The organism is Pseudomonas sp. MAG733B (genome assembly GCF_036884845.1).
Classification (GTDB): domain Bacteria; phylum Pseudomonadota; class Gammaproteobacteria; order Pseudomonadales; family Pseudomonadaceae; genus Aquipseudomonas.
Genome location: NZ_CP145732.1, coordinates 3,059,618 through 3,084,885, shown reverse-complemented (window position 1 = coordinate 3,084,885; position 25,268 = coordinate 3,059,618). Strand labels below are relative to the sequence as shown.

Sequence of the window (25,268 nt, the reverse complement as noted above, 5' to 3'; positions counted from 1 at the left end):
TACCTCGGTGGCAGAACTCTGTCGCTCAGTGGCCCATCGTCGCTGGCTGGCCATCACCCGCGTGGCGACGATAAGTCTGGTCATTCTGTAGAAGCACCCAGACGATTCGCAGGTTGCGGTTGGCTAGCCTGATCGCAGCCTCCTTACGGCCCAACCGGCTCATCCAGTGCAACAAGCGGCGGTCATCGGGTTGCTGGGAATCAGGTCGTAGTTGTTGCAGCACCGCATGGGCTCCCTGGATCATCAGGCTGCGTAAATAAGCATCACCTCGCTTGGTCATGCCCCCCAGCCGGACCGTCTCCCCGCTGCTGTGCTGGTCAGGCACCATGCCAAAGTACGCGGCAAACTTGCGGGCATTGGGAAATCGCTCAGGCTTGGTTTCCTTGGCCACCAGTGCCGTGGCAGTGATCGGGCCGATGCCGCGCACAGTCATTAGCCGCTTCGCCGTCATGTCGGTGTTGGCGGCCACTTCCAGGCGTCCCGTCAGTACGCTGATGCGCTCGCCCAAATGGCGCCACTCGGCCAACAGTTCGTCGATCAGTTCACGCAGCAGGCCCGGCACCGGTTGGGTGGCATCTTCCAGCACCCGCGGAATTTTCTGGCTGATCGCAACATCGCCCTGCGCCAAGGCTACGCCGTGCTCAAGCAGCAGGCCGCGCATCTGATTACTGAGGGCCGTGCGTCGACGCACATAGCCCTGGCGGGCGCGATGCAACGCCTGCATTGCCAGCGCCGTAACGCTTTTGACCGGTACTGCGCAGATTTTTTCATCGCGATTAGCCCGCAGAATCGCCAGCGCATCGTTGCGATCATTTTTAGGCCCGCTGCGATGTGTGGCCACCAAACCGGCTGGAAGAATCCGCACCGGATTGCCTTGGTCTTGCAGCTGCCGGGCCCAAGCCTGGGCACCCGGACCGGTCTCCATCAAAACCACGACATGCGGCGGCAACTGTCGGAGAAAATCATAAAACGCCTCGCGCGACTTGATCCGCTGCTCGTAGAACACCTGGCCGAGGATATCTTCACCGGCGACCTGAAAGACCTGTTTGGCCAGGTCGACCGCCAAGGTTGTGCAGGCCGACAAATCGGAAGAAGACACGGATTGATCAAACGAACTATGATTTTTCATGGACTCGCCCTCGCTGTCGTTGGCTGTTTAGACTGCCACCGTGGCGCATTGACGCCTCGGCTTGGGCGAGTCCATCCAATTACAGGGAAACGCATTCCAATGTAGGAGCACCGAAGGCTGCGATCTTTTCAGCCACACCTCAAAGCCTGAACCGATCCACCGACTGCGACAACTGCCCCGCCAGACTCGACAACTCATCCGTCGTCGAAGCCGTCTGCCCGATCACCTTGCTGTTGCCCTCGGACATGCCGGCAATCATCTCCACCTGATGGGCGATTTCGTTGCTGGCCAGGCTTTGCTCGCCGATGGTGCGGCTGATGTCGTTGACCAGTTGCGTGGTGTTGAGCGTGGCTTCGAGGATCTCGCGGATGGCGCGTTCGACGTCGGCGGTCACGGCCATGCCTTTATCGACCTGAGCCACGCCCTCCTCCATGCTGATCACCGCTTCGCGGGTGCTTTGCTGGATGCGCGCGACCATGGTGGCGATTTCCTGGGTCGAGGCGCTGGTGCGTCCGGCCAGGCTGCGGACTTCATCGGCGACCACGGCAAAACCACGGCCCTGCTCACCGGCGCGGGCCGCTTCGATGGCGGCGTTGAGCGCCAGCAGGTTGGTCTGATCGGCAATGCCCTTGATCACCTGGATGATGCTGAAAATCCCTTCGGATTCCTTGTCCAGCGTACGGATCACCTGTGCCGACTGCTGCGCCGAACGGGCGATGCCGTCCATGTCGTTGACCACTTGATGGATCACCCGCCCACCATCCTTAGCCAGCGCCTCGGCCTGATTGGCCATGTCCAGCGCGCGCTCGGCGTGCCGGGTGATTTCCTCGATGCTCGCGGTCATTTCGCTGGCGGCGGCGGCCATGGTGCTGGCGGCTGCGCTTTGTTGCTGGCTGCTGCCCGCGACCTCGTGACAGCCGCTGCTCAGTTGCGCGCTCATGCCGCTGACGCCATGGGCGTTGCTGCGCACCACTTCGATCATGCCGCGCAAATCACGCTGCATGGTGGCCAGACTGCGGATCAGCTGGCTGGCTTCGTCGTTGCGCTGCGTCTCGACAATCGGCTCGCTCAGGTTGCCATGGGCGATGCTGTCGGCGATGCGGCTGGCGGTCTGCAACGGGCCCATGATGCTGACGATTGCCGAACGACCCAACGCGAGCAGCAACAACAGACTGGCGATGAGCACACCGCCGACGGTGAAGTTGGCGTTGCTGATGGCCTGCGCCGTGCCTTGGCTGGTCTGTTGCGTGTTGCTCTCGATCAACTCGCTGAGGGCCGCCATCCGGTCTTCCAGTTGGCTGAACGCGCTGTTGAAGGCGCCCAGTTCCTTTTGCGCGGCATCGGGATTTTCCAGGGCCAGGCTGACGATGCGCTCGGCGGCACTGATGTAAGTGTCGAGGCTGGGCTTGATCTGGTTCAGCGCGGTTTTCAGGGCATCATCGACCGGCAGCTTGAGATTCTCCCCGAGCATCTCGCGAAAATGCGCGGTGTGTTCCTCCAGGGAACTGCGCACCTCAGCTTTGCTGCTGGTGCTTTTGTCCAACCCCACCAGCATCGCCGACAACACGTCGGCGCGCAGGGCGTCGTGCATCATGTCCGCTTCAAGGTGATTGCGCAGCGCGCTCATGCCGACGTCATTGTCCTGCACCGCTTGCGCCATCTGGCCATTACCCAGGTAACTGACCAGCCCCATGATCAAGGCAGTGAGCACGCCTGTGCCGATCAACAACAGTAAACGCAGTTTTATGGACACTCTGTGGTTCCTCTCTTCTTACGTTCGTCGGTCGACTAAAGTCTGATTGCTGAAAAGGTTATCGACTGATCCGCGTACTTATTGAAAGCCTGTGCCCATGTATTGCGATTTTTACGACCTGCGGTAGCTGCCGCCCGCCATCAATCCACTGCTCTGCGTCTTCCGTTACAGGAGAAATCTGCTAGGTTGTACGACAACCTACAACAACAAGGAAACACCCATGAAAAAAGTCAAAGTGCTGATTGGTTTTCTCTGCCTGTTCAGCGGTTACGTCGCCGCCGCCTCTTCTTCGCCTGACAAAGATGTTGCGCAAGCCGTCGATCACCTGACCGACGCCATGCTGCACAAGAACATCACGCAGCTTCAGACCTTGACCGCCGATAACCTGACCTACGGGCATTCCAGCGGCAAGATCCAGAACAAGAAGGAATTCATCGCCGACATCGAAACCGGCAAAAGCGCGTTCAAGACCCTTGAGATGCAGAACCAGACCATCACCGTTTCCGGCGATGTCGCGCTGGTCCGCCATCACTTCTCGGCTCAGGCGCTTAAGGGTACGGAAGTGGTTCCCACCGAGATCGAGAACTTCCAGATCTGGCAGAAACAGGATGGGAAATGGTTACTGGTAGGACGACAAGCCTTTAAATTCTGACCTTTGTGGCGAGGGAGCTTGCTCCCGCTGGGCAGCGAAGCGGCCCCAAAAAAAGGCCTGCTGCGCAGTCCAGCGGGAGCAAGCTCCCTCGCCACAGTTCACTCATCGCACTTGCAATTTTCGTCAGGCCGTACCGACTTCCACCCTGCCGTCATTCAACCGCACCGGCCAAACCCGCAACCGCTGCTGCGGGTACTCCAGGCAACTGCCGTCCTCCAGCCGAAAATGCTGTTTGTAGATCGGCGACGCCACCACCAAATCACCTTTGATATTGCCGACCAGGCCGCGGCCGATGACATTGGCCCCGGATTGCGGGTCGTGGTTGTCGATGGCGTACAGCGTCTTGCCCTGAACATTCGGCAGGTAGAACAGCGCCATCTGCGCGCCGTCCAGCCACACCACCACACCGGAATCGTTCACCAGATCCTGCTGGCTGCACACCGATTGCCAGACGTCGATATTTTCCAAAGGTGCAGCGCGTTGGGTATTGGACTGATTCATCAGACACTCTCCTCGGTGACAGGGATAAGGTTGAGTTCGGCGGCCATGATCGGACGTCGTTGCCCGCGTTCCTGGACAAAATGGATGTCCGGGTCCGGGCGTTTATCGTTGACGAAGGTGCGGAAGCGCTTGAGTTTTTCCGGGTCTTTGAGAGCGTTGGCCCACTCGCATTCGTAGCGGTTGACCACCAGTTGCATCTGCGATTCGAGTTCGGCACCCAGGCCCAGGCTGTCGTGAATGATCACGTCCTTGAGGTAGTCCAGGCCGCCTTCCAGGCTTTCGCGCCAGACCGAGGTGCGCTGCAACTTGTCGGCGGTGCGGATATAGAACATCAGGAAGCGGTCGATGTAGCGGATCAGCGTCGCGTCATCCAGATCGGTGGCGAACAGTTCGGCGTGGCGCGGGCGCATGCCGCCGTTGCCGGCGATGTACAGGTTCCAGCCCTTCTCGGTGGCGATCACGCCGACGTCTTTGCTTTGCGCTTCGGCGCATTCACGGGTGCAACCGGACACCGCGAACTTGAGCTTGTGCGGCGAGCGCAGGCCCTTGTAGCGGTCCTCGATGGTCAGGGCCATTTGCACGCTGTCCTGCACGCCATAACGGCACCAGGTGCTGCCGACGCAGGATTTCACCGTGCGGGTCGATTTGCCGTAGGCATGCCCGGTTTCGAAACCGGCCTCGATCAACTCGGCCCAGATGTCCGGCAACTCATGCAACTGCGCGCCGAACAGGTCGATGCGCTGGCCGCCGGTGATTTTGGTGTAGAGGTCGTATTTCTTCGCCACCACGCCGATGGCGATCAATTTGTCGGCGGTGATCTCGCCACCGGGAATGCGTGGCACCACCGAATAAGTGCCGTTTTTCTGCATGTTGGCCATGAACGTGTCGTTGGTGTCCTGCAACGGCACCAGCGACGGGTCCATGATCGGCTGGTTCCAGCACGACGCGAGGATCGAGCCCACCGCTGGTTTGCACACATCGCAACCGGTGTGGCCGCGACCATGTTTGGCCAGCAGTTCTTCGAAGGTGATCACCCCTTCCACTCGCACCAGCGCATACAGTTCCTGACGGGTGTAGGCGAAGTGTTCGCACAGGCTCTTGTCGACGCTGACCCCACGGGCAATCAACTCATGCTCAAAGACTTGCTTGAGCAACCCGGCGCAACCGCCGCAACCGGTGCAGGCCTTGGTCTGCGATTTGAGCAGGCCGAGGTCGGTGCAGCCGCCGTCGATGGCCGAGCAAATCGCGCCCTTGGTCACGTTGTGGCAGGAGCAGACCGTGGCGGTTTCCGGCAAGGCGCCAGGGCCGAGGGTCGGCGCGCCTTCGGATGACGGCAGGATCAGTGCGGCCGGTTCCGACGGCAAGGCAATCGCGTTCTGCATGTATTGCAGCAGCGTGTCGTAATAGCTGTTGTCGCCGATCAGCACCGCGCCGAGCACGTGCTTGCCGCTGGCGTCGACCACCAGACGCCGATAGCTGGCGGTGGTTTCGTCGATGAACTGATAGCTGCGCGCGCCCGGCGTGTTGGCGTGGGCATCGCCGATGGAGCCGACGTCGACACCCAGCAGCTTTAGCTTGGTCGACATGTCGGCGCCCTGGAACGGCTCGGCGGCGTCATCGCACAAACGTGCTGCGACACTGCGCGCCATTTGGTAACCCGGAGCGACCAGGCCGAACAGGCTGCCGTTCCACGAGGCGCATTCGCCGATGGCGTAGATGTTCGGGTCGCAGCTCAGGCAGGTGTCGTCGATCACCACGCCACCGCGCGGGCCGATCTCCAGCGCGCATTGTCGGCCCAGCGCGTCTTGCGCGCGGATACCGGCGGAAAACACGATCAGGTCGGTTTCGAGGAATTCGTCGTTGGCGAAATTCATCCGATAGCGGAATTGCTCACCGGCGCTGATCGATTGCGTAGCGCGGGACAGATGCACACCGACGCCCAACCGCTCGATCTGCGCCTTGAGCGCCAACCCACCGAGGTCATCGAGCTGCACCGGCATCAGACGCGGCGCGAATTCCACTACGTGCGCTTCAAGGCCCAGGCTTTTCAGGGCATTGGCCGCTTCGAGACCGAGCAGGCCACCGCCGACCACCACACCGCGCTTGGCATTGGCCGCTGCGCCACCGATCGCATCAAGGTCTTCGAGGGTGCGGTACACCAGCCGTGAATCGCCTTCGGCGCCTTCGATCGGCGGTACAAACGGGTAGGAACCGGTGGCCAGCACCAGTTTGTCGTAGGTGAAGCAACCTTGCGAGGTGATCACCTGGCGACGCTCGCGGTCAATCTCCAGCACCGGCACGCCGAGATGCAGCGTGACACCCGGCGTCTGGTACAGCGACGCGTCACTCAGTGCCAGCGACTCGGCATCGCGACCGGAAAAATACTCGGACAAATGCACACGGTCGTAAGCGCGCATCGGCTCTTCGCTGAAAACGTGCAACCGATAGCGGTCAAGGGCGCCGCGCTCGATCAACTGCTCGACACAATGATGCCCGACCATGCCATTGCCGATCACGATCAGCGTTTGATGCTTGTTCAATGTGGCTACATTGGAATTCATAAACGACCCTGCCCAAAGCCCATCACGGTTCAAAAAGCAAAAAAAAACGCCTGAAACCTTGCGGTTCCAGGCGTCTTTGCCTGTTCTTTTGCGGTGTTGAAACCAGACGGCCATGCCTGATCCACCGGTAGTGCCCACGACCTGTGCGGTTGATCGATCGTCGTTGACCGAGTGGGCGGTCCATCTTTTTCAGATGGCGCTGAGAGGGTGAATGCAGTGTTTGTGCCAGTCGAGCGCAGGAACTGGAAACATGCGTGCTGAGCCTTGTCGGCAACGCTTCTGGCGAAGTCAGCGGTAGATGTCGCAGGCGGGAATGGATCAGGAAACCGCTTCGCCCTGGTGCACGCTGCCAGCCATCGCGCTAAAAGTGCGCGCAAAACCTGTAGGACCCGAGCTTGCTCGGGTCCTACACGGGTTTTGCGGGGCTTGTTTAAAAGGGTTGTAGGTTATGTCTTGAAAGCTACAGGACCTTGCGCCGTTGCCTATGGGTACGCCAGCATCCGCCGGCTTGTGCGCTTGGGAGCCCGTCGGTAACTTGATTCGTGTCACTGCCATCAGTGATCGGGTTTAGTAGCCCGTGGTGTTTTCAGCAAGATGCATAAGCTCTGTCAGTCAGGTAGTTCACTACCTTACTTTGATGATGGCTGTGCGCAGGGCGCTTCGGCGCGCCGGTAAATTGTTGTTACTCCCTGGTCTACTAACCTGCGAATAGCCGCCACCCAGGCGAATCGGGTGCTGGATCAGATTGATCCACCTGAGTAGACACAATCCAGTGTGGCGAGGGAGCTTGCTCCCGCTGGGTTGCGCAGCAGCCCCAAAAGAAGGCCTGCTGCGCAGTCCAGCGGGAGCAAGCTCCCTCGCCACAGGTTTTTTGGTGTTAGTTGTGTCTGTTCAGTTCAGCAACACCGCGTATTACATTTCCCACGCCCAAACCGCGCTTCCTGGCGCTCGCGAAAAAACGCCTCATAGCTCATCACCGGCTCGCCCGGCTGGTTGATGGCCATTTGCGCGACGTAGTTGTCGTAATCCGGAACGCCCACCATCAAACGCGCGCTCTGGCTGAAGAATCGGGCGGCTTGCTGCAATTTGCGGAACATGGCGGTGCTCTCAATGAGGTTTCGACCACGCGATGTAACACCACGGATGTATCTGCAATGTGTCGGCGCGCGGGCGCTTTGTATGTTCATGTATCACGGCACCCGCGACCTTTTGGCGCATGACCGGTCGGCCATCGATTAAGCGCTAACGGGCAACAGTTTGTTAACATCCCTGCGCTTTTTTTCGTCTGATCAGTCAGGCACTGTGTTCCATCTGTCGCTACACAGGATGCTTTTTTTCATGAGTACGTTGTATTCCCGTCGCACGGTCCTGCAAGGCATGGGCTTGCTGAGCCTTGGCCTGCTCGCCGGCTGCGATGACAGCAGCAAGCTGTCGTTCAAGTACGGCAAGGACCTGAGCGACAAGATCCTGGGCCGTTCCTTCAAGCTCAAGGATACCGAGGGCGAAACCCGGATGCTGGGCAGCTATCAGGGCCTGATGCCGATGATCTTCTTCGGTTTCACCCAGTGCCCGGCCGTCTGCCCGACCACGCTGGCCCGCGCTGCCCAGGCGAAAAAACTGATGGGCCGCGATGGCGAGCGCCTGCAGGTGATCTTCATCACCCTCGACCCCGAGCGCGATACGCCCGAGTTGCTCGACAAATACGTCAAGGCCTTCGACCCGAGTTTCGAGGCGCTGTACGGCACGCTGGAAGAAACCGCCGCCACCGCCAAGGAGTTCGGCGTATTCTTCGAGAAGGTTCCGAGCGGCGACACTTACACCCTGTCCCACACCGCCACCAGTTTCGTGTTCGACTCCCGGGGCAATCTGCGCCTGGGCCTGTCCGCGTCCCTTACTGCTCAAGAGTGTGCAGAGGATTTGCTCACCGTCATGGAGGTCTGCTGATGACTTCGTTCTGCGCTTCACGTGTTAAACAAATAGCTTTGGGCCTGTCCCTGATTGGCATGGCATGGCAGGTATCGGCGCAAACCCAGGTCAACGACGCCTGGGTCCGTGCGACCGTTGTCGGCCAGCCGTCGAGTGGCGCGTTCATGACCCTCAAGGCAGACACCGACAGCAAGCTGCTGAGCGTTGAGTCGCCGGTGGCCAAACTGGTACAGATTCACCAGTCGAGCATGAAAGACGATGTGATGAGCATGCAGCAGGTCGAGTCCGTCGCCCTGCCGGCCGGCAAGGCCGTGAACTTTGATCCCCATGGCTACCACATCATGCTCATGAACCTGACCGGGCAGATCAAGGAAGGCGACAAAGTGCCGCTGACCCTGACCGTCGAAAACGCCAAGGGCGAGAAAGAGACGATCAAGGTCGAGGCTCCAGCGCGTGCCCTCGACATCATGGATCACGGCAGCATGGACCACAGCAAGATGGATCACAGCAAAATGCAATGAGGGTCTGACGGCCTCCCCCACGAGGCCGTTCTCTGATGGGAGGTGCGTAACATGACGACGAACACCGAAACCGCCATTCTGGCCGGCGGCTGCTTCTGGGGCATGCAGGATCTGCTGCGACGCAAACCGGGCGTGATTTCCACGCGGGTCGGCTACTCCGGCGGCGATGTGCCCAATGCCACCTACCGCAACCATGGCACCCACGCCGAAGCGATCGAAATCGTCTTCGACCCGGCGCAGATCAGCTATCGACAGATTCTTGAGTTTTTCTTCCAGATCCACGATCCAAGCACCCAAAATCGCCAGGGCAACGACGTGGGCACCAGTTATCGCTCGGGCATTTATTACCTCAGCGAAGAACAGAAACGCGTCGCCGAGGACACCGTCGCCGATGTAGACGCCTCCGATCTCTGGCCAGGCAAAGTGGTTACCGAGATCGAGCCCGCCGGCCCGTTCTGGGAAGCGGAGCCTGAGCATCAGGATTATCTGGAACGGCTTCCTGAAGGCTATACCTGCCACTTCATTCGGCCAAACTGGCAGTTACCGAAACGCGGGTAATACCGCGAACACCTCCCCTGTAGGAGCTGTCGAGTGCAACGAGGCTGCGATCTCTTGATTTCAAGATCAAGATCAACAGATCGCAGCCTTCGGCAGCTCCTACATTTGGACCGGGCGCATCGTGCAAAAGGTGACGCAGTTCGCCTTGTGCACTTTTGCGCATCACGATCCCGTTTGGCGAACTACGCTCAATCAACGGCGGGCAAAGTACTCGCCGGTTCAAATAAAAGGCCGATAAAAACAAGGACATTCAACCTTGAATATTTCAACCATTTGCTTCTTGGGGAGTTTGATGGTTTCGGCCGGGGCTTTTGCCAATGGAGTTATTCCTGTACTTGAACTGGACTTCACCCGGTCAGCCACGGAAACCCTGAAAAAAAGCGGGATCAACGACGCCTGCATCATCGTCGCCGCCAACCCTGCTGGTTTTACCTATTGCCGGGAAGGCTCGGCAACTCTCTGGAAGTATCAGGCGCTGGACCTGGAGCAACAGGAGACGTACCTCAAGAGTTCATCGCTGATGTCCTTGAATCAGGGGCGCATCAGCATCGCCGAAGTCGACAGCCCAGCCTGCGCAGAAGAACTCCCCCCGCCCTTGATTGACCCGGTCATCCTGCGCGCGTCAGCCATCGGCCTGATCGTGCTGTTCATCTTATTGGGGCTGCGCTACACCTACCGGGCAACCATGGACGGCTTCTTTACCCGTACCGTGTATTCGGGCACGCATTTGCAGCGCTCGACCGGTTCCCTGCACACCAGCCGTGCGACAACCAAAGCCTTGGGCGCTTTTACCCTCGCGGCTGCCGTGGCCTTCCTTTACTTTGGCTACACCGCGTTTTGAACAGGCCGGCCGCCGCTGCACAGACTCTCGCAACAGCGGCCTCGCCGAAACAGGCGGCGGTCATGCTGGCAGCGGCGGTCGCGACGGTGATTGCGTCCGGTATTGCGCCACATGATCCCGTCGACTGGTGGCTGGAAAATGTGGTGCCGGTTATCGTCATCCTCGGTTTGACGGCTGGCCTGCGACACCGGCGCCTGTCCTGGCAGGCTTATCTGGCGGTCCTGCTGCTGCTCGCCATTCACGAACTCGGCGCGCACTTCACCTACGCCAAGGTGCCTTATGAGCAATGGGCTCGCGCCCTCACCGATCACTCGCTGAACGCCGCGCTGGGCTGGAAGCGCAACCAATATGATCGGCTGGTGCATTTCAGCTATGGCCTGCTGGTTGTGATCCCGTTGCGGGAAATGCTCTGTCGGCAGACACCCTTGCGCGGCGGGTGGCTGGCGTTACTGGCGCTGAGCCTGGTGCTCGCGTCCTCGGCCTTGTACGAACTGGTCGAATGGATCGGCGGCGAATACCTGGGCGACGATCAAGCCGAGGCCTTTGTGGCCACCCAAAAGGACATCTGGGACGCGCAGAAAGACATGGCCCTGGCGTTTCTTGGCGCACTTATCTGCCTGGCCTTGCGTGCGGTCTTGAGATTGGGCCGCTGACCGACCGATCAGCAGAACATCGGCAAAAATCTCGAACTCGCCCCATGTGGCGCTCTCCAATGTGAAGACACTGGAGGTACGCACCATGAACAACGACCGTGTAAACCCTGCCGATAGTGAAAAACGCCGTGATGCCGAGCGTGCGGATGAAACCCTGCCCGCGTCCTCACCCTCGGACGATGAACCCGAGGCCGATGAATTGACCCGCAAGATCGACGAAATCGAGCGCAAGGTCGCCGACGGCAACTGAATCCCTAGCCACGGCTTTCCTGCAGCAAATGATCCACCACCTGATACAGACATTGCTGCGGATCGGCGCCTTTGGCCATCGCTCGGGCATGGCAAGCCAATTGACGGCAGGCACTGTTGCCATCGAGCAACAACGCTTCGGCCTGATCGAACACCTGGGCTTCGCCGATACGTTGCGCGGTGGACGTCAGCAGTGCGCGGGCCTGATCAAGCCACTGCACGGCGCTAATCACGCCATCGCGGGCATCGGTGACAAAATGCCCTTGGGTGCCATGACGCTTGGCCTGCCAGCGGTTTTCCGCCAGCAGCCAGCGTGTTGTGGCGTCATAGCCGGCACCGGGTTTTTCGCAAGCAATGGCGAAGGCCGTGATCACCCGGAACAGACTCGCCAGTAGCAGCGTATCGGCAAAGCGAGGACAGGCATCGGTCATGCGCAATTCGAGGGTCGGGTAGCGACTGGCCGGCCGCAACCCCCACCAACCATTGCCGTCCTTTTCAATCACGCCAACGTCGCGCAACACCGTCAGGTAGCGCTGATATTCGTCTTCGTTTACAAAGTATTCGGGGACGCCCATGCGTGGCCAGCCGTCGCAGACGACCTGGCGATAGCTCATGAACCCACTCTCGGCACCCTCCCAGAATGGCGAGGAACAACTGAGCAAAAGCAGCAGCGGCAGCCAGGGTGCCACTTCGTTCATCACCGCAATACGGTCGATGCCAGGAGGAATTTCCACGTGCACGTGGAGGCCGCACAGGACACTGCGTTGCGCCACCGTCTGGTATTCGGCAAACAGCTGTTCAAAGTGCGGCAAGGCTGTGGCGCGCTGATCACGCCAACGCGCCAGTGGATGCGTGCCGGCGCAAAGCAGACCTGAATCGTGCAATGCCAGCGTGTGGTTCAACCGCGAACGAACACCGCCAAGAAACTCGGCGGCTTCCTCTGTCGCGGCGAACACCGGCGAGGCGACTTCAATCTGGCCCTGAAACATTTCATAGGCGAACCCGGGGCCGACAGCCTCGCGGCAATCGCGCAGCAGATCGGCATCCGGTTGCGCGAGCAATTGCCGGGTTGTCAGGTCCGTCAGGAAGTATTCCTCTTCAATGCCGAATCTGGGTGCCATGTTCATGAGGGGCGCCCGTCAGTGCCGCCGGGTTACGGTGAGCGCCACCACTGCAATCCGCTCGACACATTCATATCCGGGCTTGAGCAACTCTTCGCCGAACACGTCAGGGTCCAGCTCGCGGTAGGTCCAGCCGAAGGCATCGCCAGTCAGCATCGGCAGCACGGCGTCGAGAAACGGGTCCTGCCCCGCCACCATCGCCACACCGGTGTACAGCACCAGGCTGCCGCCGCTGTCCAGGCGCGGCAACGACTCACGCACGATGCGCAGCGATAACGCTTCGCCCAACGCACCTCCGCCGTGGCGGTAGGCTCGCTGTTGGCCATCGTTCATATAAGGAGGATTGGCGATGATCAGATCGAACTGGCCCTCGACGCTGCCGAGGATATCGCTGTGGTAGACGGTGACGTTGTTGGCACCGGCCAGCTCGGCATTCACCGCTGACAGTCGCAGTGCCTTCGGGTTGATATCCACCGCCAGCACCTGGGCGTCATGTCGGGCACGGGCGACGACCAATGCGCCGACTCCGGCACCGCATCCGATATCTACCGCGCGCCGTATCGGTTCGAAGCGCTGTTGCAGATGCGCTTCGATCAATTGCGCAAAGCGATAACTGTCAGGGCCGAAGAATACGGAGTCGCTTTGCGTCGTCGGGTACGCCGAGTGAGCGAACAACAAGCCTTCAAGGCTCGACCAACGCACCGTGCTGCGCCACATCGCGCCGTCCCTTTCGACAATGCCTGCCCGCTCCAGCACCGCGAGTTCATCAACCGGAAACAGCGTGTGGTCGAACGGCATCGACCAACCGAACACATCGCGCCAATCCTTCGCCAACGGTGTGGCAAAGCGCTGAAGGAAAGTCTGGTGGGTCAGTGGGGTTGGCGTGACAAAACGATAGCGCTCGGCGCGCAGACGCTTGCCCAAATCCAGCAAGGCCCGATCGGCGATTTGTTGTACTGACATGGGGCGCTCCTTAAGTCAGTGCAAAGAGGTCAATGCAGAAGAGTTCAGCGCAAACGGGCACGCAATTCGATAAAGCGGCGCGTGGCGAACAGTCCTGCCGGGCGATGGTGCCGTTGTGCCGACAGCCAGGGCTTCAGCGCTTCAAGCTGTTGCTGCGGTGCCTGATTGCCCAGGCTGTCCCGCAACGACTTGAGCTCCGGATCATCCGGCGTACTCGAATCGACGCATGCGCTGTCGTGATCGCGATGCAGTGCCGGACGCTGCTTCGGCGCTTGCCAGTCACCCGCGATCCAGTCGTGGATCAGCTGTTTCTCGTAACCGCTGAACACACCAAACATCGCCGCCGTACTGCCCTCGATCAACTGCCAGAATCGACTTTCATCAGGCGAGCGATGTCGCTTGATCCAGCCCTTGCGTTCCATCGCGGCGAGAAAGTCTGCGACATGGCCGGGCGACGACAACCACTGGTTGACGGTTTGCCCTTCGAGCCGGCAGTAGTCGGAATGCATGTGCTGGCCGAAGACGCGCTTGCGTTCGAGCATGGCGATCACTTCGTGTTGCAGCTCGAAACTTTGAATCACCGCCGTGGAACCGAGGCCAAGATCATTGAGGCGATAACCCAACGCAACACGGCGATAGAATTCCTCCCGGCCGTCATCCAGCGGCATCAGCTCAAGCAGCGATTGAACGGCTTTGCGCCCATGGCCACTGCTGACGTTATCGATGGTCACGTGCAGGGTGAAGTAATAAGGATCGATACCCAGCTCACGCAGTTCATAGGCGCTGATCAACAGGTGCAAGGGCAACTGTTCGTAGCCGAGGTTGTAGCCGATCACTTCGGGCATGAAGTCAGTCCCGCAACCTCCCAGCGCCAGTTGAATCGCGCCCTGCAAAAAGTGCTCATCATCCAGACCTTGCTGATCGTCACAGTCATGTTCGGCCAGCAACGTGCGGTAGATCCGCACATGGTTCTGCCGGGGATCACCCTCGCCCAACTCTTCCAGATAGGTCGTCAGCAGGCCATCGAAGCGATGGTCGCGCCAATGATCCAGAACACCTTCAAGCCAGGCGCCGTCGACCTCTTTGGTCGGCGCCACGCGTTGCAGGAAATACAGTGCGTGGGCCTTGTTCGTAAAATAGCGGCGCCCTGCTCCGTGCTGACGCTCGGCGAGATAACTTGCATAGTCGCGCGCCACATCGGCGCAATGTTTTTCAGCCCATGACAATAATTGCTCAGGCGTGTCGGGCAGGTCGCAAGGGAGCTCGGCTGCACCGGCCAGTTGCTCGCGCAGGAAGGCTTCTGCACGTTGCGCGGCCTCGCTGCCGCTGCTGTACAGCTCGCCATACAGTTCGCGAAAGCCGCCGTCACTGCTGACACCGGCTACCAACGAAGCCGACCCGGAACACGTGTTGAATACCGTCATGGGCAGGCTCCTTTTATCGTCTGTCGTCGGACAGTGGTGTTTGCTCATCAGCCTCCGGAACATCCCTGCCCGCCGGATCGTCCCAATCCTCCGGACGTTGGGAAGCATCCGGATCAGGCCGTGTCAGCGGATCGTATTTATCCGGATCGTTGGGATTTGCCAGCGGTCCATCGGGCTCCGGTTTGGAAGGCACAGAACCTTGTGTCTGGTCCTGACGTTGCAGCTTGTCCTGGTAAGTCGAATCGCTAGCCATACCCACCTCTACAACAAAAAAGGTCCGGATTTTCCGGGCCGTATTCTTTTGAAGTGTCCAACCTGTGAGCGTGCCCTCCAGATGACGAGCGGTGCACAAGAGCCTTCGCGCCGTTCGTCCGCTGCGCAGCACTTTCTGTTTCGCCGATTCTTCCAATGCGTACATCCACTCGACAAGGAAGACTCAAATGATCAACAACAAACTATTGGCGCTGGCCCTCGCCGGCCTGTTGTCCACCGGTTCGCTCTGCGCACTGGCAGCAGAGAAAACCACCGAAGGCTCCGCCCTTCCTCCAGGAACCGCGCAACCTCAGAGCGATGAATCGAACGGTCTCGGCACTGGCACGGATGGCGGTACATCGACGAAGGGGATTGATGGAAAAACCGGCTCGATGTCGCAAGGAGCCGATACCGGCACCACCGATAACGGCCCCGCCCCTGCTGGTGGTTCCAAAGGTGGTGGTGAAGGTAAAGGCGGAAGCGGCACTTGAAGTTGAGTAACCAGCTGAACAGCGAAATGACATAGCCCAACCCAACAGTTCCCGTGACAGTAGAGGCAAGAGAATGAACGCCATCGACATCCTGAAAGCTGACCATGAACGTGTAAAAGGCATCTTGACCCAATTGAACGAGTCCACCGAGCGCGCGGTAAAGAAACGCACTGAATTGGTGGGCAAGCTCGAAATGGAAATCATGATTCACACCCGGCTCGAAGAAGAAATTCTCTACCCGGCCTACAAGAAAGCCGGGGGTAAAGAACAGGAAGTCATGTACTACGAGGCTAAGGAAGAACACCGCACCGTCGACTCGCTGGTACTGCCTGACTTGAAGACGACAGACCCTTCGAGCGTCGAGTTTTCCGGACGTGCAAAAGTGGTCAAGGAGCTGCTTGAACATCACATTGAAGAAGAGGAAACCGAGATGTTTCCTCAGGCCAGGAAGTTGTTGGGCAAGGCAGAACTGGACGAACTGGGCAAGCAAATGGAGTCGATGAAAGCGTCTTTGAAAAAAGAGCTGAGTGGCGGAAACATGGCTGCCTGATGACGCAGGTCGATCATGCTTTACGGCCCCTGAAAATGAAAACCCGCGATATCCTTCGCGGGTTTTTCGGCTCAGCCTACGATTGGCGAGTCATGAACCACGCGGATCCATCAAAGGCGCATGGTGCGCCATCAGTTCGGTCACCCAATCGATGAATACCCGCACCTTGCGGCTGATATGTCGGTTTGGTGGGAACGCCACGAATAACGGCATCGGATCGAGGCGCCAGCCCTCGAACAGCTGCACCAACTCGCCGCGCGCCAGATAGGGCCTGGACATGTAGTCGGGCAACCAGAGAACGCCCATGCCCGCCAGACCGGCCGCAATGTAAGCGTTGCCATCGTCGACAGCCAGCACATAGCGTCCTTTGATCTCCACACTTTCGCCAGCGTTGCGCATGGCATAAGGCACGGCTTTGCCGGTGCGCGCCCACAGGAACCCGACGATGCGATGCTCGGAGTCTTCCAGCTCCCGTGGATGCAATGGCGTGCCGAGGCGTTGCAGATAACTCGGCGCGGCAAATACGCCCAACTGCAGGTCACCGACTCGCCGGGCCATCAGTGATTGATCAGTCAACTCGCCGCCGCGCACCACACAATCGACGTTCTCGTCGATCAGATCGACGATGCGATCGCTGACGCCCATGTCGATCTGGATGTCCGGGTATCGGGCGTGAAACTCCGGCAACGCCGGCATCAGAATCATGCTCGCCAGCGGACTGGGAACATCCACCCGCAGTCTTCCCCTGGGCACGGTCGATGCACTCGACAGGCTGGTTTCGGCATCGTCCAGGTCAGCCAGCAGTCGCACCACGCGCTCGTAGTAGACGGCGCCGTCGGCGGTGACGTTAACCTTGCGTGTGGTGCGGTTGAGCAGTTTCACTCGCAATCGCGCCTCCAGTTGCTGCACCAGTTGCGTGACGCTGGTCTTGCTCATGTGCAGCGTCTCGGCGGCCTTGGTGAAGCTGCCCGCCTCCACCACCCGGGCGAAGGCCTGCATTGCATCGAAACGGTCCATACCTGCCTCAATCGCTAGCGGATTATTTGGTTTTTACAAACAGTGATGGTTGCAGTTGCTCGTTTATCGGGCAAGCCCTGGCCCTCTAAAGTCGCTGCATCGTTAATTGCGAGCCGATCAGGCCCGCTGATGGAGGTAGTTATGACCCAGCGTGACGTTGTTTTCCCACCCGGTCGCCAGGCGCTCTACGAGCGTAATCGCTATTCGCCGGCGATCCGTTCCAATGGCTTTTTGTTTGTGTCGGGGCAAGTGGGCAGCACCGAGGACGGCTCGCCCGAGCCGGAACTCGATGCTCAGGTCCGGCGGGCGTTCAGCAATCTGAACGGGATTCTGGACGCAGCCGGTTGCAGCTTCGACGATGTGGTGGATGTCACGGTGTTCATCGTCGATCCCGAAGCGAAATTCGAGAGGATCTGGAAGGTCGTGTCGGAGTTCTGGGGCCAGGCGCCGTATCCGACGGTTACCGCCGTCGGCGTCACCTGGCTCTATGGGTTTGAGTTCGAGATCAAGGTGATCGCCAGGCTTCCGGAAAACTCCGGAAGCTGAGTCGATTTCCGCTCACTCCTTCGCCAGCGCGCCGGGCAACGCGGCGCCCTGCTGGAAAATCACGGTTTGCGCCGGCATTGGCGCCGGGAAACCTGCCTCGCCAAGGGCATCCTTGATGACGCGGTTGGTGTCGAAATACACCTGCCAGTAATTTTCGTTATGGCAGTAAGGACGCACCGCCAACACCGGGCCAACCAGGTTGAACTCGAGAATTTCAACGTCTACCGCAGGGGTTTCGAGCACGTTGGGGATGGCAGCGATTTTTTCCTTGAGCAAGGCCGCCGCCGCTTTCCAGTCGGTCGCGCCGGACAGTTGCGCCTTGAGTTCGACGCGGCGGAACGGGTTGTGGGTGAAGTTCTGGATGTTGTCGCTGAAGATCTTGTTGTTGCCGACCAGGGTCAGCACGTTGTCCGGGGTGTTGATCGCAGTGGCGAACAGGCCGATTTCAGTGACCGTACCCGTCACCCCGCCGGCACAGATGAAGTCGCCGACCTTGAATGGCCGCAGCACGATAATGAAGGCACCCGCCGCCAGGTTCGCCAGCAGCCCCGACCAGGCCATGCCGATGGCCAGGCCGACCGCCGCGAGCAGCGCCGCGAAGGTGGTGGTCTGCATGCCGAGGTAACCGAGGATGGCGATTACCAGGATGATATTGAGCGTGACGGTGATGACCGAGCCGACGTAACGCAGCACGGTGGGGTCGACTTTCTGCTTGCCCAGAGACTTCTGCACCACACCGACGGCAAAGCCGATCAGCCAACGACCAATGATCCAGAAGGCAATGGCACCCAGAATCTTGACTGCAAAAGCGACACCGTAGGCCTGCACGACTGCAATAAGTGCGTTGAACTTCTCGGTGGTTACATTAACGATTGTCTCGTCCATGGCAGAAGCTCGCAAATGAGGATTGACCTCAAGACGCTAGCACAGCGTTCGCGGGCTGCCAGTCGGACGCAGTGGGATTGGGGGGAAGCAGATTTCAGCTTCAACAAAGAACCCTGTAGGAGCAAAGCTTGCTCGCGATGGCGGTCGCACATTCAGCATCGATGTTGACTGAGCCAACGCCATCGCGAGCAAGCTTTGCTCCTACAGGGTTTACGCCACTCAGTGCGGCGCGCGGGGAATGGTTTTCAGCAGGTCATCGGGGCTGATGTAGCCGACCACCGGCTGCACGCTGCCCGGCTGTGGCAGGCCAAGGATGTGGCCTTTCATCTTGCCGATGATGTGCATTTCACAAGGCTTGCAGTCGAACTTCAGCGTCAGCACTTCATCGCCGTGGATCAATTGCATCGGCGCAACCTTGGTACGCACGCCGGTAACGCCCTTGGCCTGTTTCGGGCACAGGTTGAAGGAGAAGCGCAGGCAATGCTTGGTGATCATCACCGGCACTTCGCCCGGTTCCTCGTGGGCCTCGTACGCCGCGTCGATCAGCTTGACCCCGTGACGGTGATAGAAGTCGCGGGCCTTCTGGTTGTAGACGTTGGCCAGGAACGACAGGTGCGACTCCGGGTAAACCGGTGGAGGGCTGGTCTCGGCCTTACGGCCACCCCGTGGGTGAGCCAGCAGACGGGCTGCGGTCAGCGCTTCAATCACTTCGCGGCGCAAGGCTTTGAGCTGCGAGTTGGGAATGAAGTACGCCTGCGGGGCATCCAGCCTGGTGTCGGTGGCGTGGTATTCGGTGGTGCCCAGTTGACCGAGCAGGTCGCGCAGTTGCTCCAGCGCCTGCTCCGGCTTGTTGGCCAGACCGAACGGTCCTTCCAGCGCAACACTGGCGTTAACGCCCTCCTCGCTGGTGGCAGTCAGTTCCAGGCGTTCCTCGCGCAAACGCGCCATCCAGGAAAGACCGATGCGACGCTCGGCGGAGGTCTTCTGCAAGGCCTGCTGCCAGTTGTGGTCGAGGTTGCGGTTCAGTGGATGGTTGGGCCGCAGTTTGTGCAGCCCTTCCGGCATCTCGTTGGGTTCGACGCGATAGCGATAGCGCTTCTCGCCGTCCTCCTCGAACTCACCCTTGGGCTCGGCGATGTTGGTACGCCAGCCCACCACGTCGCGCTTGACCAGCACATTGAGGCCGTCGCCGTTGGACAGCGGCTCTTGGGTGACCACCAGCAAGTCGCGCTTGCCGACTTTCTCCACCACGCCGACCGGCAGGCCGGTGAACGTCGGCGAATCGAACGCACCGATGTCAATCTTGCGCTCGCTGACGAAATAGTCGGTGCTGCCACGGTGGAAGGTCTTGTCTGGGTCGGGCACGAAGAAATGCGCGGTGCGGCCGCTGGACGCACGGGCCAGGTCCGGACGGTCTTCGAGCACCTCATCGAGGCGTTGGCGGTAGTAGGCCGTGATGTTCTTCACATAGCCCATGTCCTTGTAGCGCCCCTCGATCTTGAACGAGCGCACGCCGGCTTCCACCAGGGCGCGGATGTTGGCGCTCTGGTTGTTGTCCTTCATCGACAGCAGGTGTTTTTCGTAGGCGATCACGCCGCCTTTTTCATCCTTGAGGGTGTACGGCAAACGGCAGGCCTGGGAGCAGTCGCCCCGGTTGGCACTGCGCCCGGTCTGTGCGTGGGAAATGTTGCACTGGCCGGAGAACGCGACGCACAGCGCGCCGTGGATGAAGAACTCGATCGCCGCGTCGGTTTCGTCAGCGATGGCGCGGATTTCTTGCAGATTCAGTTCGCGGGCCAGTACCAGCTGCGAGAAGCCGGCCTGATCGAGGAACTTCGCCCGCTCCAGGGTGCGGATGTCGGTCTGGGTGCTGGCGTGCAGCTCGATCGGTGGAATGTCCAGTTCCATCACGCCCAGGTCCTGGACGATCAGCGCATCGACACCGGCATCGTACAGTTCGTGGATCAGCTTGCGGGCCGGCTCCAGTTCGTTGTCGTGCAGGATGGTGTTGATGGTGGTGAACACCCGCGCGTGGTAACGATGGGCGAACTCGACCAATTGGGCGATATCGCTGACTTCGTTGCAGGCGTTGTGGCGGGCGCCGAAGCTCGGGCCGCCGAGGTACACGGCGTCGGCGCCATGCAGGATGGCCTCGCGGGCGATGGCGACATCGCGGGCAGGGCTGAGCAATTCCAGGTGATGTTTGGGCAGGGACATAATATTTTTTTAGTCAGGCTGTCACGGTCGAGGTGCGCATTGTAGCGGCGAATGGCCTGACCGGCACCCGTGTGCTGCCGGGTGGCAGCGCGATTGCCCGGCAAGTCCCGCAAAAACCAACGAACAAAATTCCTCGCCGGCCCCTAGAATATGCAAAACGCGAATAACAAAAGGATCGAGCCATGGACCACGTCAATCACATCCTGATCGTCGATGACGATCGCGAAATTCGCGAACTGGTGGGCAACTACCTGAAAAAGAACGGCTTGCGCACCACCATGGTCGCCGACGGCCGGCACATGCGCAATTTTCTGGAAACCAACCAGGTCGACCTGATCGTGCTCGACATCATGCTGCCCGGCGATGACGGCCTGGTGCTGTGCCGCGAATTGCGCTCGGGCAAGCACAAAGCCACGCCGATCCTGATGCTCACCGCACGCAACGACGAAACCGACCGCATTCTCGGCCTGGAAATGGGCGCCGACGACTACCTGACCAAACCCTTCGCCGCCCGCGAACTGCTGGCGCGGATCAACGCCGTGCTGCGCCGCACCCGGATGCTGCCACCCAACCTGCTGGTCACCGAAACCGGCCGCCTGCTCGGTTTCGGCCGCTGGCGCCTGGACACGACCGCCCGTCACTTGCTGGACGAAGACGACACGCTGGTAGCCCTCAGCGGTGCCGAATATCGACTGTTGCGGGTGTTTCTCGATCATCCGCAACGGGTGCTGAGCCGCGACCAGTTGCTCAACCTGACCCAGGGCCGCGACGCCGATCTGTTCGACCGTTCCATCGACTTGCTGGTCAGCCGCCTGCGTCAACGGCTCAAGGACGACTCGCGGGAAGCGACCTACATCAAGACCGTGCGCAGCGAAGGCTATGTGTTCTCCTACCCGGTGGAAATGCTCGACGCGCAGGCCTGAGGGTTTTTCCGGGGTTTTGTATCTGTTTGTATAGAAACCCCGGCCGGATACGCAACAGCCGATTTCGAGCGTTGCAGGCACACATCAGCGATACACCCCGGCGTTTAACTGTGACCACCAGATAGCAGCAGCTACTGACCACTCACCTTAAGCGCACGGAGAATTACCCATGTTCAACTTCTCGAAAGTTTCGTCCCTGGCACTCGGCCTCGCCCTGGTGGGTGGTCTTGGCTTGTCGAACCTGGCATCGGCCAACACCGCGAGCGTTGCCTCGCAAAGCCCGATCCAGGCCTTGCTGGCCGAAGGCGGTTCGGACCGTTTGCAGCAAAATCGCGTCGCCGAGGGCGGCTCTGATCGATTGATCGAGAACCGTGTCGCTGAAGGCGGTTCCGATCGACTGATCCAGAACCGCGTTGCTGAAGGCGGCTCTGATCGACTGATCCAGAATCGTGTTGCTGAAGGTGGCTCTGATCGACTGATCCAGAACCGTGTCGCTGAAGGCGGCTCCGATCGCCTGATCGAGAACCGTGTCGCTGAAGGCGGCTCTGATCGACTGATCCAGAATCGTGTCGCTGAAGGTGGCGCCGATCGTTTGCAGGAGCTGCGTGAACGAGTTGCCTCGATCCCGAGTAACGCAGTGCGCGGCGGTGTAATGGTCGCCGAAAACCGCGCCGAGTTCGGTTCAAAATATCAGCGCTACTGATCGCGATCTTCCTTACAACACAGTTCCAGTGTGGGAGCGGGCTTGCTCGCGAAAGCGCAGTGTCAGACACCGAATATTCTGGCTGTGCCGCCGTCTTCGCGAGCAAGCCCGCTCCCACAGTTTTTTGCGTCCGCCTCTTGTTCCGCTAAACCACGCAACCCCAATAAGTCCCGATATCTGACACAAAAGCCCCGGAGATAGTCCGGGACAGTGGCACTATGCCTGTACTAAGATCGGCGCCTCACTTCATCAAGGACGGTTCATGAAGCGCTTTGCCGGTTGCCTGCTGTTTTTCCTGAGCCTGAATACGCTCGCGGCCAACCTGACCCTGCTCACCGAAAACCACCCGCCCCTGCATTTCGAGCAAGGTGGTCAACTGGTGGGATTCGGTGTGGATGTGGTGCAAGCGCTGGCCGAACGTACCGGCGACCACGTGGACCTGCAGCAACTGCCGTTGTTGCGTGCCTTGCGCGTGGCCAACACCGAACCGGGCATCGGGGTGTTCACCGTATTGCGCACCGCCGAACGCGATGCCCAGTACCAGTGGGTCGGGCCGTTGCTGGATGTGGAAACCGCGCTGTACTCCGCCGACAGCACCCGGCCACCGGTGCACAGTTTGCTCGAGGCCGGCAGCCTGGGGAGGATAGTCGTTCCGCGCAAATGGCTGGTCTACAGCTATTTGCAGACGCAGGGCCTGACCAACCTGTATGGCGTCGCTTCGTCCGAGCAGATGATGCGCCTGGCACGCATGGGCCGAACCGACTTCGTGGTGGCCGACACCCTGTCCATCGCCTCGATGGCCCGGGAAGAAGGGTTGGCGCCCAGCCAGTTGCACTACCAGATGCCGCTGATGCAGCAGGCCAGCTACATCGCCTTCTCGCTGCAGACCGATGCGCGTCAGGTAGCGCGCTGGCAACAGGCGCTGGACGAGATGACCCGCGACGGGCGTCTGGAGCAGATCAAACAACGCTGGCTCAGCGACAGCCCGCCTCGCTGAATACCATCACCATCCTCGATAACGACTATGCGCAAGGGTGTTTTTTCATCAAAGCGCTCCAGCACTACAGTGGACCCATCTTCTCACCACGCTCTGGAGCAACATCATGAAAAGCATCATCAGTCTCGGTTTCGCCCTCTCGGTCCTTGGCGCTACTTCGGCCATCGCCGCACCGCACGCCACTACGCCAATCGTTGCCGCTGCCAAATCCAGCCAACCGGCAACCCTGAACGTCAACACCGTCGGCATCGACCGTCAGGACAGCCAGAAAGAAAAACTCTACGTCGCGGAAAACCGCCCTGAGTTCGGTTCCAAATATCAGCGTTATTGATCAACGGCCTTGGGCTGCTTGAAACAAGAAACCCCGCCAAAAGCGGGGTTTCTTGCATTGGGGGGTCAGCGTACCAATCGCGCCGCCAAAGCCTTGGCCTGACTGGCCACATCCGTCACCGCCGTACTTTCCCACCACATACCGCGCAACGGCGGGCCCATGGCGAACAAGCGGCTCGCAGCCCGACCGTCGCCATCCAGCACCGCACCGTCCGCCTCGGCGGCGATACCCAGCGCCAACGGTCCCGGTCGGATCAGCCCACGCGCCAGCAATTGTTGTGGCAGCGGTCGTGCCACCCGGCGCCAGTCGTATTCGATGCCGCTGGAGTTGATCAACGCCGCGCCGCTGACGACGGTGGTTTGTGCCTCGCCGCGACGTCGAATGCGGATACTGACTTCGCCGTTCACCGAAGTCTCAAGCCCCTTGAATGACGCAGCCTGAATGCGCAACCGCCCTTCCCCGTGCAAGCGTTCCACCAGTTCAGCGCTCAACGGTGGCGAGCGGTGGTGATGGCTCTCCCACCATGGCCGAATATGCCGCACAAACTGCCGACGCTGCACATCGCTGGCCTGATTCCACAAGCGACCGATATGCGCCCGCACCGTGTCCAGCGGCGCCTGCCAGTCAATGCCTTGAGCGATGGCGTCGCGGCAATGCCGGCGCAGTTCGCGTACCAGTTGACGAGGCGTGCGAATGCCGTGGTCTTCAGCGAGGAAATCCACCCAGGCCGGCGGTTGCCGCCGCACATGGGGCAGCAAGCCATGTCGGGAAAACACTTCGATCGGCCCGCGATGCCTGGCCTGCTCCAGCGAGACCACGGCATCGACCATGGTCAGGCCCGAGCCGATGATCAAAACCGTCGACTGCGGATCGAGTTGCTGCATCGCAGCCACATCCCACGGATCAAGCGCCGCTGCGTTCAGGCCACTGGATTCGGTCTGCGGCGTGCGCGCAGCGGGGAACATCCCGGTGGCCAGCACGGCAAATTCGCCCTGCAAACGCTGGCCATCGCTCAAGGTCATCCGCACCGATTGCGCATCGCTTTGCAAATCGACCACCTCGGCCCGAACATGCTCGACCGTCGAACCGTGCAGCGCGCCCACCGCCTGCGCCTCGGCCAGACGCTGTTGCACATACAAACCAAAAATCCCCCTGGGCGGGAACAGTTCGCTGATCGGCACATGCTGCTCATCCGACTCCGGCCAGCCGCCGGCAGCAATGTATTCGGTCAGCCATTGGGTCAGGTCATCGGCGTTGTCCGGGTCGACGCTCATGCGCGCCGCGTTGCCGTTGAGCGTATGGCCCAGCTCCACGGCGCTGTAGGCTTCGCCCCGACCCAATTCGGCGCGCGGTTCGATCACCAGCACATGGCGCCGGCCCGGCAGGCGCAGAAGTTGCGCCGCCAGCATCGCGCCGCTGAGGCCGCCGCCGACGATCAGGATGTCCGCGTGACGGATGGCGTCGGTCGCCTGTCCGCTTTGGGTTTCACTCATGCCGTTCTCAC

27 protein-coding genes are annotated in these 25,268 nt (G+C 60.2%); 14 read left to right on the top strand and 13 right to left on the bottom strand.

What is annotated here, in order from left to right; genetic code table 11:
• Window positions 1–25: 25 nt before the first annotated feature.
• Entirely contained in the window at window positions 26–1,084 is a 1,059-nt protein-coding gene (locus V6Z53_RS14355) for an IS110 family transposase (protein ID WP_338586444.1), read from the bottom strand.
• Window positions 1,085–1,268: 184 nt separating this feature from the next.
• On the bottom strand, window positions 1,269–2,882 hold the full coding sequence (locus V6Z53_RS14350; RefSeq protein ID WP_338586179.1) for a methyl-accepting chemotaxis protein: 1,614 nt from the start codon (window positions 2,880–2,882) through the stop codon (window positions 1,269–1,271).
• Window positions 2,883–3,102: 220 nt separating this feature from the next.
• Between V6Z53_RS14350 and V6Z53_RS14345 the strand changes: the two genes are divergently transcribed.
• Window positions 3,103–3,534, top strand: coding sequence for a nuclear transport factor 2 family protein (locus tag V6Z53_RS14345; RefSeq protein WP_338586178.1), 432 nt, complete (start codon window positions 3,103–3,105; stop codon window positions 3,532–3,534).
• 123 nt (window positions 3,535–3,657) lie between these two features.
• Here the strand turns inward: V6Z53_RS14345 and nirD are convergent, their stop codons facing one another.
• The 3 genes from nirD to V6Z53_RS14330 form a co-directional block, all read right to left on the bottom strand.
• Window positions 3,658–4,035, bottom strand: a complete 378-nt coding sequence (gene nirD, locus V6Z53_RS14340; protein ID WP_338586177.1) for a nitrite reductase small subunit NirD — start codon at window positions 4,033–4,035, stop codon at window positions 3,658–3,660.
• Window positions 4,035–6,596 (bottom strand): nitrite reductase large subunit NirB, encoded by a 2,562-nt coding sequence (gene nirB / locus V6Z53_RS14335; RefSeq protein WP_338586176.1) that lies wholly within the window; start codon window positions 6,594–6,596, stop codon window positions 4,035–4,037. Before nirB ends, nirD begins: the two co-directional genes overlap by 1 nt.
• Window positions 6,597–7,492: 896 nt before the next feature.
• Complete coding sequence (locus tag V6Z53_RS14330; RefSeq protein WP_338586175.1) at window positions 7,493–7,693, bottom strand: CstA-like transporter-associated (seleno)protein; 201 nt, start codon at window positions 7,691–7,693, stop codon at window positions 7,493–7,495.
• Between the two features lie 241 nt (window positions 7,694–7,934).
• On the opposite strand from V6Z53_RS14330, the gene V6Z53_RS14325 reads away from it, so the two are divergent.
• The 6 genes from V6Z53_RS14325 (at window position 7,935) to V6Z53_RS14300 (ending at window position 11,345) form a co-directional block, all read left to right on the top strand.
• The gene (locus V6Z53_RS14325) at window positions 7,935–8,540 is read left to right on the top strand and encodes an SCO family protein (RefSeq protein WP_338586174.1); all 606 of its coding nucleotides are present in this window, start codon (window positions 7,935–7,937) and stop codon (window positions 8,538–8,540) included.
• The gene (locus V6Z53_RS14320) at window positions 8,540–9,043 is read left to right on the top strand and encodes a copper chaperone PCu(A)C (protein ID WP_338586173.1); all 504 of its coding nucleotides are present in this window, start codon (window positions 8,540–8,542) and stop codon (window positions 9,041–9,043) included. Before V6Z53_RS14325 ends, V6Z53_RS14320 begins: the two co-directional genes overlap by 1 nt.
• Before the next feature lie 51 nt (window positions 9,044–9,094).
• On the top strand, window positions 9,095–9,601 hold the full coding sequence (gene msrA, locus V6Z53_RS14315; RefSeq protein ID WP_338586172.1) for a peptide-methionine (S)-S-oxide reductase MsrA: 507 nt from the start codon (window positions 9,095–9,097) through the stop codon (window positions 9,599–9,601).
• 256 nt (window positions 9,602–9,857) lie between these two features.
• Window positions 9,858–10,442: a hypothetical protein gene (locus V6Z53_RS14310; RefSeq protein WP_338586171.1), complete on the top strand. Its 585-nt coding sequence runs from the start codon at window positions 9,858–9,860 to the stop codon at window positions 10,440–10,442.
• Between the two features lie 62 nt (window positions 10,443–10,504).
• Window positions 10,505–11,095 (top strand): DUF2238 domain-containing protein, encoded by a 591-nt coding sequence (locus tag V6Z53_RS14305; RefSeq protein WP_338586170.1) that lies wholly within the window; start codon window positions 10,505–10,507, stop codon window positions 11,093–11,095.
• A gap of 85 nt (window positions 11,096–11,180) precedes the next feature.
• The gene (locus tag V6Z53_RS14300; protein WP_338586169.1) at window positions 11,181–11,345 is read left to right on the top strand and encodes a hypothetical protein; all 165 of its coding nucleotides are present in this window, start codon (window positions 11,181–11,183) and stop codon (window positions 11,343–11,345) included.
• A 4-nt stretch (window positions 11,346–11,349) separates the two neighbouring features.
• On the opposite strand, the gene V6Z53_RS14295 is transcribed toward V6Z53_RS14300, so the two are convergent.
• The 4 genes from V6Z53_RS14295 to V6Z53_RS14280 are packed head-to-tail and all read right to left on the bottom strand — an operon-like array spanning window position 11,350 to window position 15,270.
• Window positions 11,350–12,471: a carboxylate-amine ligase gene (locus V6Z53_RS14295; protein ID WP_338586168.1), complete on the bottom strand. Its 1,122-nt coding sequence runs from the start codon at window positions 12,469–12,471 to the stop codon at window positions 11,350–11,352.
• 12 nt (window positions 12,472–12,483) lie between these two features.
• Window positions 12,484–13,428, bottom strand: coding sequence for a class I SAM-dependent methyltransferase (locus V6Z53_RS14290; protein WP_338586167.1), 945 nt, complete (start codon window positions 13,426–13,428; stop codon window positions 12,484–12,486).
• 44 nt (window positions 13,429–13,472) lie between these two features.
• Window positions 13,473–14,852, bottom strand: coding sequence for an iron-containing redox enzyme family protein (locus tag V6Z53_RS14285; protein WP_338586166.1), 1,380 nt, complete (start codon window positions 14,850–14,852; stop codon window positions 13,473–13,475).
• 13 nt (window positions 14,853–14,865) lie between these two features.
• Entirely contained in the window at window positions 14,866–15,270 is a 405-nt protein-coding gene (locus V6Z53_RS14280) for a hypothetical protein (RefSeq protein ID WP_338586165.1), read from the bottom strand.
• A gap of 22 nt (window positions 15,271–15,292) precedes the next feature.
• Here V6Z53_RS14280 and V6Z53_RS14275 point away from each other — a divergent pair, with 22 nt between their 5' ends.
• Both V6Z53_RS14275 and V6Z53_RS14270 read left to right on the top strand, forming a co-directional pair.
• Complete coding sequence (locus V6Z53_RS14275; protein WP_338586164.1) at window positions 15,293–15,595, top strand: hypothetical protein; 303 nt, start codon at window positions 15,293–15,295, stop codon at window positions 15,593–15,595.
• A 73-nt stretch (window positions 15,596–15,668) separates the two neighbouring features.
• Complete coding sequence (locus tag V6Z53_RS14270) at window positions 15,669–16,145, top strand: hemerythrin domain-containing protein (RefSeq protein ID WP_338586163.1); 477 nt, start codon at window positions 15,669–15,671, stop codon at window positions 16,143–16,145.
• 90 nt (window positions 16,146–16,235) lie between these two features.
• On the opposite strand, the gene V6Z53_RS14265 is transcribed toward V6Z53_RS14270, so the two are convergent.
• Complete coding sequence (locus tag V6Z53_RS14265; protein WP_338586162.1) at window positions 16,236–17,162, bottom strand: LysR substrate-binding domain-containing protein; 927 nt, start codon at window positions 17,160–17,162, stop codon at window positions 16,236–16,238.
• Between the two features lie 141 nt (window positions 17,163–17,303).
• On the opposite strand from V6Z53_RS14265, the gene V6Z53_RS14260 reads away from it, so the two are divergent.
• Window positions 17,304–17,708, top strand: a complete 405-nt coding sequence (locus V6Z53_RS14260; protein ID WP_338586161.1) for a RidA family protein — start codon at window positions 17,304–17,306, stop codon at window positions 17,706–17,708.
• 12 nt (window positions 17,709–17,720) lie between these two features.
• Here the strand turns inward: V6Z53_RS14260 and V6Z53_RS14255 are convergent, their stop codons facing one another.
• Window positions 17,721–18,593 (bottom strand): mechanosensitive ion channel family protein, encoded by an 873-nt coding sequence (locus V6Z53_RS14255; RefSeq protein WP_338586160.1) that lies wholly within the window; start codon window positions 18,591–18,593, stop codon window positions 17,721–17,723.
• Between the two features lie 219 nt (window positions 18,594–18,812).
• A complete protein-coding gene (locus V6Z53_RS14250; protein WP_338586159.1) occupies window positions 18,813–20,810 on the bottom strand; it encodes a U32 family peptidase in 1,998 nt (665 codons plus the stop codon).
• 182 nt (window positions 20,811–20,992) lie between these two features.
• Between V6Z53_RS14250 and V6Z53_RS14245 the strand changes: the two genes are divergently transcribed.
• The 4 genes from V6Z53_RS14245 to V6Z53_RS14230 all read left to right on the top strand — a co-directional run bounded on the left by V6Z53_RS14245 (window position 20,993) and on the right by V6Z53_RS14230 (window position 23,764).
• Complete coding sequence (locus V6Z53_RS14245) at window positions 20,993–21,733, top strand: response regulator (RefSeq protein ID WP_338586158.1); 741 nt, start codon at window positions 20,993–20,995, stop codon at window positions 21,731–21,733.
• Window positions 21,734–21,902: 169 nt separating this feature from the next.
• Complete coding sequence (locus tag V6Z53_RS14240; RefSeq protein ID WP_338586157.1) at window positions 21,903–22,436, top strand: hypothetical protein; 534 nt, start codon at window positions 21,903–21,905, stop codon at window positions 22,434–22,436.
• Window positions 22,437–22,698: 262 nt separating this feature from the next.
• On the top strand, window positions 22,699–23,433 hold the full coding sequence (locus tag V6Z53_RS14235) for a transporter substrate-binding domain-containing protein (protein ID WP_338586156.1): 735 nt from the start codon (window positions 22,699–22,701) through the stop codon (window positions 23,431–23,433).
• Window positions 23,434–23,539: 106 nt separating this feature from the next.
• The gene (locus V6Z53_RS14230; protein WP_338586155.1) at window positions 23,540–23,764 is read left to right on the top strand and encodes a hypothetical protein; all 225 of its coding nucleotides are present in this window, start codon (window positions 23,540–23,542) and stop codon (window positions 23,762–23,764) included.
• 65 nt (window positions 23,765–23,829) lie between these two features.
• Here V6Z53_RS14230 and V6Z53_RS14225 read toward each other — a convergent pair whose 3' ends face one another.
• Window positions 23,830–25,257 (bottom strand): FAD/NAD(P)-binding protein, encoded by a 1,428-nt coding sequence (locus tag V6Z53_RS14225; RefSeq protein WP_338586154.1) that lies wholly within the window; start codon window positions 25,255–25,257, stop codon window positions 23,830–23,832.
• Window positions 25,258–25,268: the final 11 nt, after the last annotated feature.

Excerpts from the sequence above, each read along its gene's own strand:
- V6Z53_RS14345 (WP_338586178.1), top strand. The coding sequence starts at position 3,103 with ATGAAAAAAGTCAAAGTGCTGATTGGTTTTCTCTGCCTGTTCAGCGGT.
- nirD (WP_338586177.1), bottom strand. The coding sequence starts at position 4,035 with ATGAATCAGTCCAATACCCAACGCGCTGCACCTTTGGAAAATATCGAC.
- nirB (WP_338586176.1), bottom strand. The coding sequence starts at position 6,596 with ATGAATTCCAATGTAGCCACATTGAACAAGCATCAAACGCTGATCGTG.
- V6Z53_RS14330 (WP_338586175.1), bottom strand. The coding sequence starts at position 7,693 with ATGTTCCGCAAATTGCAGCAAGCCGCCCGATTCTTCAGCCAGAGCGCG.
- V6Z53_RS14325 (WP_338586174.1), top strand. The coding sequence starts at position 7,935 with ATGAGTACGTTGTATTCCCGTCGCACGGTCCTGCAAGGCATGGGCTTG.
- V6Z53_RS14320 (WP_338586173.1), top strand. The coding sequence starts at position 8,540 with ATGACTTCGTTCTGCGCTTCACGTGTTAAACAAATAGCTTTGGGCCTG.
- msrA (WP_338586172.1), top strand. The coding sequence starts at position 9,095 with ATGACGACGAACACCGAAACCGCCATTCTGGCCGGCGGCTGCTTCTGG.
- V6Z53_RS14305 (WP_338586170.1), top strand. The coding sequence starts at position 10,505 with ATGCTGGCAGCGGCGGTCGCGACGGTGATTGCGTCCGGTATTGCGCCA.
- V6Z53_RS14300 (WP_338586169.1), top strand. The coding sequence starts at position 11,181 with ATGAACAACGACCGTGTAAACCCTGCCGATAGTGAAAAACGCCGTGAT.
- V6Z53_RS14295 (WP_338586168.1), bottom strand. The coding sequence starts at position 12,471 with ATGAACATGGCACCCAGATTCGGCATTGAAGAGGAATACTTCCTGACG.
- V6Z53_RS14290 (WP_338586167.1), bottom strand. The coding sequence starts at position 13,428 with ATGTCAGTACAACAAATCGCCGATCGGGCCTTGCTGGATTTGGGCAAG.
- V6Z53_RS14285 (WP_338586166.1), bottom strand. The coding sequence starts at position 14,852 with ATGACGGTATTCAACACGTGTTCCGGGTCGGCTTCGTTGGTAGCCGGT.
- V6Z53_RS14280 (WP_338586165.1), bottom strand. The coding sequence starts at position 15,270 with ATGTACGCATTGGAAGAATCGGCGAAACAGAAAGTGCTGCGCAGCGGA.
- V6Z53_RS14275 (WP_338586164.1), top strand. The coding sequence starts at position 15,293 with ATGATCAACAACAAACTATTGGCGCTGGCCCTCGCCGGCCTGTTGTCC.
- V6Z53_RS14270 (WP_338586163.1), top strand. The coding sequence starts at position 15,669 with ATGAACGCCATCGACATCCTGAAAGCTGACCATGAACGTGTAAAAGGC.
- V6Z53_RS14265 (WP_338586162.1), bottom strand. The coding sequence starts at position 17,162 with ATGGACCGTTTCGATGCAATGCAGGCCTTCGCCCGGGTGGTGGAGGCG.
- V6Z53_RS14260 (WP_338586161.1), top strand. The coding sequence starts at position 17,304 with ATGACCCAGCGTGACGTTGTTTTCCCACCCGGTCGCCAGGCGCTCTAC.
- V6Z53_RS14255 (WP_338586160.1), bottom strand. The coding sequence starts at position 18,593 with ATGGACGAGACAATCGTTAATGTAACCACCGAGAAGTTCAACGCACTT.
- V6Z53_RS14250 (WP_338586159.1), bottom strand. The coding sequence starts at position 20,810 with ATGTCCCTGCCCAAACATCACCTGGAATTGCTCAGCCCTGCCCGCGAT.
- V6Z53_RS14245 (WP_338586158.1), top strand. The coding sequence starts at position 20,993 with ATGGACCACGTCAATCACATCCTGATCGTCGATGACGATCGCGAAATT.
- V6Z53_RS14240 (WP_338586157.1), top strand. The coding sequence starts at position 21,903 with ATGTTCAACTTCTCGAAAGTTTCGTCCCTGGCACTCGGCCTCGCCCTG.
- V6Z53_RS14235 (WP_338586156.1), top strand. The coding sequence starts at position 22,699 with ATGAAGCGCTTTGCCGGTTGCCTGCTGTTTTTCCTGAGCCTGAATACG.
- V6Z53_RS14230 (WP_338586155.1), top strand. The coding sequence starts at position 23,540 with ATGAAAAGCATCATCAGTCTCGGTTTCGCCCTCTCGGTCCTTGGCGCT.
- V6Z53_RS14225 (WP_338586154.1), bottom strand. The coding sequence starts at position 25,257 with ATGAGTGAAACCCAAAGCGGACAGGCGACCGACGCCATCCGTCACGCG.